Source organism: Acidovorax sp. (assembly GCF_016783915.1).
In the GTDB taxonomy this organism is placed as follows: Bacteria; Pseudomonadota; Gammaproteobacteria; order Burkholderiales; family Burkholderiaceae_C; genus Acidovorax.
In genome coordinates, this window is the sequence record NZ_JADHVT010000154.1 from 1 (window position 1) to 10,615 (window position 10,615).

Here is a 10,615-nt window from a genome sequence, read left to right on the forward strand (position 1 = left end):
TCTGCACTGTCTTCGATATGCGCCTCACTCCACTCGGCACTGGCGTGCAGAAGCCACGTTTCTGGCCCAGTACGGCCAGGCTTGCTGCTATCGCGCGCCACCCAGCGCAGCGGGCCAGTGTTGATGAAGGCGCCGTCCCACGGCAAGGCCACAGGCGAGGCATAACGCAACATGACGGCCCAGCTGCCTCGCATGCGGGCGCTGCCTGCCACCGCAGCGCCGGCGGGGGACACCCGGGTCAACAGCGGCGCCACCTGAGGCGCGGGCACAGCCAGCAGCACATCGCTGTAGCGCTGCTCATGCAGACCCTGCTCTGCGGAGGTGATGGCCCATCCTTCGGGGTGCCGCTCCAGCCGCTGCACGGTGGTCTGCCACTGGGTGTGGGCGCGCTCACCGGCCTGCGCCAGGCCCTGCACCAGCCAAGCAGCGGGCGATGTCATGCGCGGTGTACCCACAAAACGCTCAAGGGGCGTATGCGGGGTGGTCCAGCCAGTGCCGTCAAAACTCGCCAGGCGTGCGCCCCATGGGGCGGCCACACCGGCCTGCTGCCAACGGGCGACTTCTGAGCGAAAAGCGGCGTCACGTGCGGTGAAATACTGCGCGCCGTGGTCGCACTGCCAGGTTCCGTTTTCGTCCTCCGCGCGCCGGGTGCTCATGCGGCCCGACGGCCCCCGGCTCTTGTCGAAAACATGCACCGTATGTCCCGCCTGCAGCAGCGCCTGCGCACACGACAGGCCCGCCAGACCTGCACCGATGACGGCGACGGGTTGTGACATCGTCAAAACGCTCATGGCTGCGGGTCGGTGCGTTCTTGGGTTACCCAGATCAGCGCCTGGGTATCGATGCCCAGTGCCTGCGCGCGGGCCAAAAGTTGCTCGCGCACAGCAAGCTGCAGCTGCTTCGTCCGCGACAGGATCCAGGAGTAGCTGCGGTCTGGCCCCACCACCAGGGCCCATTGGTAGTCCGCATCCAGCGCTGCTACGTGGTAGCCGCCATAGAACGGGCCAAAGAACGACACCTTGAGTGACGCAGTGTTCGTATCGCCCGTGAACAGGGCCTTGCCCTCCGCCTGGCGCCAGTCGTTCTTGCCCGTATCAAAACCGCGATTGAGCACACGCACGCTGCCATCTGCCTGGCGCTGGTAGGTGGCGCTCACGTCCGTCATGCCGCGCTCGAAAGAATGGTCGAGCCGCGCCACCTCGTACCAGCGGCCCTCGTAGCGCGCGAGGTCAAACGGGGTGACCGGGGTGATGCCCTCGGGCGGGCGAGTGGACGAGCAACCACTCAAGGCGAGCAACGCCAAGGCCAACCCGAGCCAGGCGCAGCGGCGGAAGCAGGATAGAAAGAAGGGCATAAATTACCAATTAGTCACAAAACAAACCAATTGGTATTCTGCCACCACCAGCGCAGTTGTGGCGAAAGCCCGGCAGGCGCGGGTGTCATGGCCCGCCCGTAAACTCAGCCCATGACTTTTCAAATCACCGTTTACTCCAAATCCGCCTGCCCTCAATGCGACTCGGCCAAGAAGCTGCTGCAGTCGCGCTCGTTGCCTTTTGAGGAAATCAAGATCGACGACGAGGCCGAGCGCCTGGCGTTTTACGCCAAGTGCGGGCCATCGGTGCGACAGATGCCGCAGATCTTCATCAACAACCAGCGCGTGGGCGGGCTGGCCGGGCTGCAGGCGGCGCTGGCGCAAATCGGCCAGTGACACCTGCTTTGGCTATTGGTACTTCGCGGCGGTGATGAACTCGCTGAAGGTCTCACACCACACGATCACGGTGTTGAATTTCGCTGGATCCACGCCCTGCGGCACCGGGACGATGAAGTTGTTGAACGTTTTCACATCCCCCACGCGCAGCATTTGTGGCTTGAGGCGCTTGAAGTCGGCCTCGGACTCCACAAACTCGGGCGACAGATAGAGCTTGTAGTCTGGCCCCGGTGCCAGCTTGCCCGCCAGGCTGATGGCTTGCGGGCCAATGGAGACCTCGCCATCGCCCCAGTGCAGGGCGTCGCTGTCCTTCAGGTCGCGGCGAAAGGTGGCCTTCCATTGCGCCGTGGGCATGCTTGCCTGAACCTCCTGCAGCGTGGGAGATGCCGGGGCAATCAGGATAGGCAACCAGTACACACCCGCGGCAAACCCCAAGGCCAGGGTGAGCAGATGCGAGGCAATGAGCAAGAACAGTTTCATGGCGGTAGGCAACATCAGTTCGAGCCAATGTACCGCCAGTCACGTCACCCTGCCCTCGCCAGAAACCCGTCCACCACTGCGTATTGCTCCGGCACATTCAGCGCTGGCGCATGACCGCAACCGGGCACCTCGACCACCTGAGCCAGGCCCCGGGCACCAGGGCCGCGCGTGAGCATCTCGGCCGTGACATCCGGGAGCACCAAGTCAGATTCGGCCCCACGCAGGCACAACACGGGAATGTCGAGCGCATCGTAGTGGTCCCAGATCAGGTAGTCGTTGGCATGGTGCGTGAACTGCTGCACCATGGCGGGGTCGTAGTGCGGCGTCACACGTCCGTCGGCAAGGCGGCGCGTGCTGCTCTCGGTCAGCAGACGCCACTGCGTGTCGCTCAGCCAGCCGTAAGGCTTGTACACCTGCCTGAAGAACGCCTCCAGCTCCATCACCGTATCGAACGCGGGCGGGTCGCCCGCGTAGGCCTTGATGCGCTCCAGCGCGGCATCGGCCAGGCGCGGGGCGTTGTCGTTGAGCAACAGGCTGGTGATGCGGCCCTTGAGCTGCGGCTCGAACAGACCCGACGCGCACACCGTGCCAATGGCTCCACCCATCGACGTGCCCACCCAGTGCGCTTTCTCGATCCCCAACTGGTCAAACAGGCTGGCCGCAATGCGCGCGTAGAACGACAGGCGGTACTCGTCCTGCGGCGCGCGCGCCCACTGGCTCAGGCCCCGGCCCAGGGTGTCGGGGCAGATCACGCGATAGCGCGGTGCCAGGTGCGCGGCCAGCTCGTCCATATCGCGCCCGGTGCGCGCAAGCCCATGCCATGCAATCACCACGGGCGCATCACGCGCACCCCACTCCATGTAGTGGATTTCATAGCCAGCACAGGTGGCGTAGCGCGATAACGGAGTCATGGTGGACAACCTTGTGAGTCGGTGGAGGAATGCAGGCTGCGTAAATAACAACCTGAGGACGGGTAGCGGCTCACAAAACTCAGCGAAGCGGTCCTGGCTAGGCGTTGCGTCGCAGACAGTACTGAAAGTACGGCAAGACGCAACAACGACGCCAGGAGAGTTTTTTGAGCCGCGCTCATTTCATGAGGCGGCCGTTGCTGCCGATGACGGTAACCTCGACATAGCGCGAGCCGATGCGGTTGGTGGGCGAATAGCCCAGCGTGATGCCTCCGAGGTCATAGCTTTGCAATGACTCCAGCGCCTTCACCACCTTGGCGCGTGTGGGCGCAGGCCCGGCGCGGCGCAGGGCCTCGACCAGCACCTTGGCGCCCAAAAACTGCTCGAAGCTGGTGTAGTTGACCTCGGCCTCAGGCGCGTACTTCTTCAGCAACGTCTGGTACTCGCGCACCACGGGCAGTTGCGGGCGGTAGGGGTACGGCACCACCTGACTGATGCCCAGGCCGTGGGCGTTCTTCAGGCCCGCGAGCTTCACCAGCTCCGTCGGGTCCACCACCGAGATGTTGTACAGCTGCGCGCCGCCGCCCTGCTCGCGGTAGCGCTGGATGAATGCCGCCGCAGGCTTGTTTACCGCAATCATGATGACCGCATGCACATCGGCGGCCTTGATGGCCTTGACGGCGTCATCCACCTTGTCGGTATTGCGCTCATAGCCCGCAGACACCACGAGCTTGAGGCCACGCTTGGCAAGCGCCGCCTCCACGCCCGCCAGGCCCGCCTTGCCAAAACCATCGTCCTGGTACATCACGGCCACGCGGTTCATGCCCAGGGTAGTCAGCTGCTGCACCATGTGCTCGGTTTCGTCCACATACCCCGCACGCACATGAAAGATCCAGGGGTTGAACGGGCTGCGCAACGACTCGCCACCGGTGTACGGCGCCACCAGCGCGGCGCCGCCCTGCTCCAGCACGCCATCGGACAGCAGCTGGGTGATGTTGGCCGTGCCAGCAAAGCCATACAGCGCCACCACCTCGGGCTTGGCCAGCAGCTCGCGGGTGCGGGCCACCGTGTCTGCCACCTTGTAGCCATCGTCGGACACAGCCTGGCGGATGCTGGCGCCATGCACGCCGCCCTGTGCATTGACCCAGTCAAAATAAATCTTGCCGCCCAGCACCATCTGCGCGCCGGTGCTGGCGAGCACGCCAGACAGCGGGGCCACCTGCCCCACCACCACCTCGGCAGCCCTCGCTGGCACCGAAACGCCTGCGGCCAGTGCCACCATCAGCGCGCCACTCAACCTCAGGGCGGCCGACGCGCGGCGTGCCCAACTCTTCACAGTGTTCATTGGTTCCATCCTTGTGATGACTGCGCCTTGAATGGCCCGGGGGCCTGGCACCAGCGGTGCACGGGCCTCCGGGCTTCCATGTAGGTCGTTCGGCGTCTTGGTCAGTCGGGGATGGAAATGGCACCGGCCGTGATGGCAATGGCGTTGGCGGCAGCGGGTGTGGCGGCCAGCGGCGGCACGTTGGCGGCGGTGATGGCCGGGGCGCTGCCCGGTGTGCCGCCACGTGGCACCGTGCGCACCACCTGGCTGGCGGGCAGCGCTTTGCCGTTGGCGAGGTGGTCGTACACGGCATCCAGCGCGTGGTTCAGGTACACATGCAACGGTACGTAGCGGCTGTCATAACCCGGCAGCACGGTGGGCAAGCCGATGAAGCTGTCGAAGTGCTGCGCGTTGGCCACTTCCACATAGCTGAGCTTGCTGGCGGCGCCTTCGACCTTCTTGTTCAGCGCAGCGTAGGGGCGCGACGTATGGCTCACGGGTAGCAGCGCATCGGCACGGCCATGCACGATCACGGCGGGCTTGCCGCGCAGGTTGCCGTTGCGGCGGGTTTCGTCCACACCGGCCTGCAGCTTCTTGGCGGCAGCGTCGCTGCCGGTGACGAGGTTGCGCAGGCACAGCGCACCGCTCAGGTTCCAGTCGGCCAGGCCAGCGTCCGACACCGACAGGAAGTCGCGTGCCGGGCCCAGCTTGCCCAGGTTGTTGACCAGGTTGATGCCGCCCGATGGAGGCACGCCATTGCCCGTGGCAAACATGCCAGCGAGCGCTGCGGGTGCCAGTGATGTCACCGCGCCCGTAGCCGCCGTGGCAGCGTAGCTGAAGCCGCACAGGTGGTCCTTGACGCTGGCGCGCGACAGGCTGTTGGCGAAGGTGACGGCGACCGCCGGAGCAACTTCAAAGGCAGCCAGCGATGCGTGCAGGTCGTTGGACTCCGGCTCCCAGCCGTAGGCCCGCAGCTTTTGCAGAGCCTCTTCGGCTTGTGTGGCCGTGGTGGAGGCTGTGAGCAGGCCTGCCGTCTTGAGCGAGGCGCAGCGATTGGGCGCAATGGGCAGGGCCGCACTGCCAAAGCCTGCGGCAAAGGCGGCCGCATAGGGGCTGGTGCTGACCGACGGCGCCAGCGATGCGCAGGCCTGGTACAGGTTGGCGTAGGTCGTGAAGTCCACCAGCGTCTTGCCCGTGACGGCCACATCGGCGCTGCCACGGCGCACCGTGACGCCTGGGTTTGCGGGCATCTCGATGGCGGGCTCGGACACGGCCACGCCGCTGATGAGACCCTGGGTGTCCAACTCGGCCGCAGCAATTGCGGAACCGCCACCGTTGGAGATGCTGGACGCAATCACGATGGTGTTGGCCGGAGTCAGCGTCTTCAGGCGCTGGCCCGCTGCATCGGTGGCGCCATAGCGCTGGTTAAGCACATAGTAGCCAAACTCCACCGCCTGCAGGGTGGTGGTGCCCCAGTCCTTCTCGGCGTTCTGGCCCGAGTGCGCGTGCTTGAAGGCAAAGCGGTTGGGTGTGGCGGTATTGAAGGCCGCCAGCTCTGTGGCGGTAAGCCCTGCATTGAAGGCCGCCGCCTTGCCCGCTGCCGTGGCCGTGACGCGGGTGCCGTCGATCAGCGGCACGGTGTCGTTCTGCAGATCGTGCGGTGCGCCGCCCGTGCCCTTGTCAGAGTACGCCACGGCGCAGCCCTTCTTCAGGCCCCACTCGCCGGTGGAGATGCCGCCGTACACACCGCGCGACCCCGAAGCCGTGGCGGTGATCATGCAAGGCTTCTTGGGGTCGAAGCTGGCAGGCACCTGCACCATGAGGGTGACGTTCTTGCGGCCTGTGCCGTCGTCGGCAAACGCGATGTACTCGGTGCCCGCCACCTTGCCCTCGCCGGTGGTGACCTTGCCCTGCGCATCCACATTGGGGCCGTAGAGCATGCCGTAGCCGCCCGCCACCGTCATGTCGAGCATGGCGCGGTAGTTGGTGTGGATGGCGGTGCGGCGCAGCTCGGCCGCCGTGGGCTTGAGCGGGTCGGCATAGGCCGGCGGCACGGTGGCAGCCAGGCCCGTGGCGCCCAGACCAGCCGTGAGCAGGTCGTTGCTGGTGCCGTCGTACATGGCCTCACTGATCGCGCCCAGGTAGGCGGGCTTGATGTTGAGTGCGGCGCTGTCGCCATCACTGCCGCCGCAGGCGGCCAGCACGGCCGCAGCCAGCACGGCGGGAACGAACGGACTAGAAAAGGGACGAAAACGCGGGTTCTTCATGCTCATCTTCATGTGCTTGTCTCCTGGAGTTTTTTCTTTGCGTCTTGTTGCACAGCTCACCAACACACCCAGGCCACGCCAGTCACCCGGCGCGGCCGGGCCACTCACCCCACCTTGCGCGCAGCTGCCGCGCGCAGGCGCCCCACCACACCGGTGGGGAAGTAGTAAACGGACAGAACGAACAGCACGCCCAGCCACAACAGCCAGCGGTCGGGCGACAGCAGGGCCGACAGCCAGGGCAGGCCCGACGTGGCCTCACTGCCCAGGCGTAAAAGGTCTTGGAGGTAGCTTTGCGCCACCAGAAACAGCACGGCACCAATGGCCGAGCCGTAGATCGTGCCCATGCCACCGATCACCACGATGAGCAGACAGTCCATCATGATTTCGAAGCTGAGCGAGGTGTCCGGCCCGTTGTAGCGCAGCCAGAGCGCCAGCATCGCGCCCGCCATGGTGGCAAACAGCGCCGACAGCACGCTGGACGTGGTGCGGTACACCACCACGCGGTAGCCAATGGCCTCGGCGCGGAACTCGTTCTCGCGAATAGCCTGCAGCACCCGGCCGAAGGGCGAGTTGACGATGCGCAGCAGTGCCAGCACCAGCGCCACCGCCGTGACGAACAGCAGGTAGTAGCAGATCAGCCGCCCGTCGATGCTCACGCCCAGGAAGGGGTCGTCAAACGGCTCGAAGCTGGGCGACAGGAACTCGGGCACCTTGAAGGTCAGGCCGTCTTCGCCGCCGGTAATGTCCGACAGTTGCGAGGCCAGCGTCTGGAACGCCGCCGCCACGGCCAGCGTGATCATGGCGAAGAAGATGGCACGCACCCGCAGCGAAAAGAGCCCCACAGCCAGGGACAGCAACAGGGACAGCACCAGCGCCCCGCCCAGCCCCACCAGCAGCGCAGACCAGGTGGGCCCCATGCGTGTGGTGGCCACGGCAATGCCGTAGGCACCAATGCCAAAGAACATGGTGTGCGCAAAGCTCACGATGCCGGTGTAGCCCAGCAGCAGGTCAAAGCTGGCGACCAGCACCACAAATATCAGCACCTTGGCTGCCACGGACAGCGCCTTGACACCCGGAAAGAGGAACGGCGCAAACGCCAGACCCAGAAAGATAGCCACCAGAATCACCGCCAGCACCTTGCTGCGCGGATAGTCGCCAGAGAGAAGTCGGTTCAGCATGTCAGTCGGCTCCTCATCAGCGGTTGGCCACGGGATAGACGCCCTGCGGACGCCACAAGAGAATGGCCACCATCAACGCGATGTTGGAGAACAGCGCCACCTTGGGCACCAGGAAGCCGGTGTAGTTGGCCATCAGCCCCACCAGCAGCGCACCGATGAGCGCGCCGCCCGTGCTGCCAAGGCCGCCGATGATGATCACGATGAAGATCAGCACGTTGACCTGCGCGCCCATCTGGGGCACCACGTTCTGCTGGTACAGGCCCCACATCACGCCGCCCAGGCCCGCCAGGGCCGAGCCCACCACGAACACGCCCACAAACAGGCGACGGATGCGGTAGCCCAGGCTTTCGACCATCTCGCGGTCCTGCACGCCGGCGCGGATCAGCAGGCCGACCTTGGTGCGCGACAGCGTCCAGGCCAGCACGCCAAACACCAGCAGGCCCACGGCCACGGCCACCAAGCGGTACTTTTCAATCGCAGCATCGCCCACCAGCAGCGAGCCGCGCATGCCCTCGGGCAGCGGCAGCGGGATCTGCGCGGGGCCCCAGATGACCTTGATGAGCTCTTCACCAATGATCATGCCGCCCATGGTGATGAGGATTTGCTTCAAGTGCTGTCCATACACCGGCCGCACGATGAAACGCTCGAACGCCAGGCCCACGGCCCCCGCCACCGCCATGGCCACCACCATGGCGGGGAGCACAGCCATCAGGTTGCGCCACAGCTCGGCGCTTTGCGTGTAGTCGCCCATGGCGCCCAGCACGCTGGTGGCCACAAATGCGCCGAGCGCAATGAACACGCCGTGACCGAAGTTCAGCACGTCCATCAGGCCAAACACCAGCGTGAGGCCCGAGGCGATGATGAAGATGATCATGCCCATGGCCAGCCCCGCCACCGTGAGCGTGAGCCAGGTGCTGGGCGAGCCGATAAAGGGCAGCACCAGCAGCGCCAGCGCCGGCACCAGTGCCAGGGGCTTCCAGTCGAAATCGCGGGTGATGCTCATGCCCGACCTCCAGCGGCGGTCGCCGCACCACGTACATCAGCTACACATTTGATAGCTACCAGGGCAATAGATACCTGCGCTACCGCCCGAAAACATCTAAAATTACTCACACGACTCATAGCGCCAACCCCAGCAGCGAGCGCTGCAGTTCTTCGTCTTGCGCCAGCGCGGCCATGCTGCCCGCGTGCACCACCTGGCCGTTGTCCATCACGGCCACGGTGTCACCCAGCCGCTTGGCAAAGTTGATGTTCTGCTCGACGAGCAGGATGGTCACACCGCTCTTCTTGAGCTGGTCGAACGCATCGATCATGTTGTTGATGATGGCGGGCGCCAGGCCCTTGCTGGGCTCATCAACGATGAGCAGATCGCGCGGCTCGACGATGGCGCGGCTCACGGCCACCATCTGCTTTTGGCCGCCGCTGAGCTTGCCGGCAGGGTGGTTCCAGAACTTCTCCACGGCGGGGAAGAGCTTGAAGATCCACTGCAGCCGCGCCTCGTCCATCTGCGCGGCATTGCGCGCGCTGCGCGCGGCCAGCAGCATGTTTTCCTTCACCGTGAGGTCGGCAAAGATGCCCATGTTCTCGGGCACATAGGCGATGTTCAGGCCCGCGATGGCCGGCGTATTCATCGCGGTGATGTCTTTGCCACCAAAGTGGATGGAGCCCTGCGACGCATGCCACAAGCCCATGATGGTGCGCAGCGTGGTCGTCTTGCCTGCGCCGTTGCGGCCCAGCAGCATGGTGAGCTGCCCCTTGGGCACAGCCAGGTCCACGCCGTGCAGGATGTGGTACGCCCCGATGTGCGTGTGCACACTCTTGAGTTCGAGCAGGTTGGTCGTTGGTGCCGTGCTCATGCGGCCTCCTTCTCTGCGTCCTTGGAGACGCCCAGGTAAGCCTCTTGCACCACGGGCGATGCGATCACCTCGGCCGGCGGGCCGTCGGCCACCAGCGTGCCGTTGGTCAGCACGATGATGCGGTCGGCCAGCTCGCGCACCACGTCCATCTTGTGCTCCACCAGCAGGATGATCTTGGTCTTGTCCTTCTTCAGCTCGCGGATCAGGTTCAGGATCACGGGCGCCTCGTCATGGCTCATGCCGGCCGTGGGCTCGTCGAACATGTAGACCTGCGGCTCCAGTGCCATGAGCAACGCCACTTCGAGCTTGCGCTGGTCGCCGTGCGGCAGGCTGGCCACGGGGGTATCTGCCCGGTCGGTCATGGCCACGGCCTGCAGGATCACGCGGGCGCGCTGGGTCAGCGCGCTGTGGTCGCTCCAGATGCTCCACAGGTTCATGCCCCGGCGGTGCTTGCCCTCTTGCGTGGCCTGCACGGCCAGGCGCACGTTCTCCAGCACGCTGAGATTGGGAAACAGGTTGGTGAGCTGGAACGCCCGGCCCAGGCCCGCGTGGGTGCGTGCCGAGACGGACTGGCCCGTGAGGTCCTGCCCGCCCAGCATCACGCTGCCGCTGGTGGCCTTGATTTGCCCCGAGATCAGGTTGAAGTAAGTGGTCTTGCCCGCGCCGTTGGGGCCCACGATGGCGGTCAGCGTGCCGGGCTCGAAAGAGCAGGTCACGCCGTTGACCGCCACGTGGCCGCCAAAGCGGATGGTCAAGTCCTTGGTGGCCAAGGTGCTCATGGGTGGGGGTTCACTTTCACGGTCTGAGTCAATCGATGTAATGGTTGGGGCGCCCTGCCCTGCGGCAGCGCGCCCCGGCACTTTAGGGGCAGGTGCCGATCACGTAGTAGTTGGT

11 protein-coding genes are annotated in these 10,615 nt (G+C 65.3%); 1 reads left to right on the forward strand and 10 read right to left on the reverse strand.

Annotated features, from left to right (window positions below; translation table 11 throughout):
- Nucleotides 1-776 (reverse strand): FAD-dependent oxidoreductase (locus ISS20_RS20485; RefSeq protein WP_291439058.1); only part of this gene is annotated, 776 nt, incomplete at its 3' end.
- Between the two features lie 11 nt (nucleotides 777-787).
- On the reverse strand, nucleotides 788-1,354 hold the full coding sequence (locus ISS20_RS20490) for a lipocalin family protein (RefSeq protein ID WP_291439060.1): 567 nt from the start codon (nucleotides 1,352-1,354) through the stop codon (nucleotides 788-790).
- 111 nt (nucleotides 1,355-1,465) lie between these two features.
- On the opposite strand from ISS20_RS20490, the gene ISS20_RS20495 reads away from it, so the two are divergent.
- Nucleotides 1,466-1,708, forward strand: a complete 243-nt coding sequence (locus ISS20_RS20495; protein WP_055400446.1) for a glutaredoxin domain-containing protein — start codon at nucleotides 1,466-1,468, stop codon at nucleotides 1,706-1,708.
- A gap of 12 nt (nucleotides 1,709-1,720) precedes the next feature.
- Here ISS20_RS20495 and ISS20_RS20500 read toward each other — a convergent pair whose 3' ends face one another.
- From ISS20_RS20500 to ISS20_RS20535, 8 genes are all read right to left on the reverse strand, one after another.
- Nucleotides 1,721-2,188: a DM13 domain-containing protein gene (locus ISS20_RS20500; protein ID WP_291439063.1), complete on the reverse strand. Its 468-nt coding sequence runs from the start codon at nucleotides 2,186-2,188 to the stop codon at nucleotides 1,721-1,723.
- A 44-nt stretch (nucleotides 2,189-2,232) separates the two neighbouring features.
- Nucleotides 2,233-3,099: an alpha/beta hydrolase gene (locus tag ISS20_RS20505; protein WP_291439065.1), complete on the reverse strand. Its 867-nt coding sequence runs from the start codon at nucleotides 3,097-3,099 to the stop codon at nucleotides 2,233-2,235.
- 175 nt (nucleotides 3,100-3,274) lie between these two features.
- Nucleotides 3,275-4,441, reverse strand: coding sequence for an ABC transporter substrate-binding protein (locus ISS20_RS20510; protein WP_291439067.1), 1,167 nt, complete (start codon nucleotides 4,439-4,441; stop codon nucleotides 3,275-3,277).
- A 101-nt stretch (nucleotides 4,442-4,542) separates the two neighbouring features.
- Complete coding sequence (locus tag ISS20_RS20515) at nucleotides 4,543-6,699, reverse strand: D-(-)-3-hydroxybutyrate oligomer hydrolase (RefSeq protein ID WP_291439069.1); 2,157 nt, start codon at nucleotides 6,697-6,699, stop codon at nucleotides 4,543-4,545.
- 92 nt (nucleotides 6,700-6,791) lie between these two features.
- Entirely contained in the window at nucleotides 6,792-7,865 is a 1,074-nt protein-coding gene (locus ISS20_RS20520) for a branched-chain amino acid ABC transporter permease (RefSeq protein WP_291439071.1), read from the reverse strand.
- 16 nt (nucleotides 7,866-7,881) lie between these two features.
- Entirely contained in the window at nucleotides 7,882-8,868 is a 987-nt protein-coding gene (locus ISS20_RS20525) for a branched-chain amino acid ABC transporter permease (protein ID WP_056640195.1), read from the reverse strand.
- A 115-nt stretch (nucleotides 8,869-8,983) separates the two neighbouring features.
- Nucleotides 8,984-9,721, reverse strand: coding sequence for an ABC transporter ATP-binding protein (locus tag ISS20_RS20530; protein ID WP_291439072.1), 738 nt, complete (start codon nucleotides 9,719-9,721; stop codon nucleotides 8,984-8,986).
- The gene (locus ISS20_RS20535) at nucleotides 9,718-10,500 is read right to left on the reverse strand and encodes an ABC transporter ATP-binding protein (RefSeq protein ID WP_291439074.1); all 783 of its coding nucleotides are present in this window, start codon (nucleotides 10,498-10,500) and stop codon (nucleotides 9,718-9,720) included. Before ISS20_RS20535 ends, ISS20_RS20530 begins: the two co-directional genes overlap by 4 nt.
- Nucleotides 10,501-10,615: the final 115 nt, after the last annotated feature.

Bases quoted from the DNA above. Each gene is read 5' to 3' on its own strand.
- ISS20_RS20505 (WP_291439065.1), bottom strand. From the start codon at position 3,099: ATGACTCCGTTATCGCGCTACGCCACCTGTGCTGGCTATGAAATCCAC.
- ISS20_RS20535 (WP_291439074.1), bottom strand. From the start codon at position 10,500: ATGAGCACCTTGGCCACCAAGGACTTGACCATCCGCTTTGGCGGCCAC.
- ISS20_RS20525 (WP_056640195.1), bottom strand. From the start codon at position 8,868: ATGAGCATCACCCGCGATTTCGACTGGAAGCCCCTGGCACTGGTGCCG.
- ISS20_RS20490 (WP_291439060.1), bottom strand. From the start codon at position 1,354: ATGCCCTTCTTTCTATCCTGCTTCCGCCGCTGCGCCTGGCTCGGGTTG.
- ISS20_RS20520 (WP_291439071.1), bottom strand. From the start codon at position 7,865: ATGCTGAACCGACTTCTCTCTGGCGACTATCCGCGCAGCAAGGTGCTG.
- ISS20_RS20530 (WP_291439072.1), bottom strand. From the start codon at position 9,721: ATGAGCACGGCACCAACGACCAACCTGCTCGAACTCAAGAGTGTGCAC.
- ISS20_RS20500 (WP_291439063.1), bottom strand. From the start codon at position 2,188: ATGAAACTGTTCTTGCTCATTGCCTCGCATCTGCTCACCCTGGCCTTG.
- ISS20_RS20515 (WP_291439069.1), bottom strand. From the start codon at position 6,699: ATGAAGATGAGCATGAAGAACCCGCGTTTTCGTCCCTTTTCTAGTCCG.
- ISS20_RS20495 (WP_055400446.1), top strand. From the start codon at position 1,466: ATGACTTTTCAAATCACCGTTTACTCCAAATCCGCCTGCCCTCAATGC.
- ISS20_RS20510 (WP_291439067.1), bottom strand. From the start codon at position 4,441: ATGAACACTGTGAAGAGTTGGGCACGCCGCGCGTCGGCCGCCCTGAGG.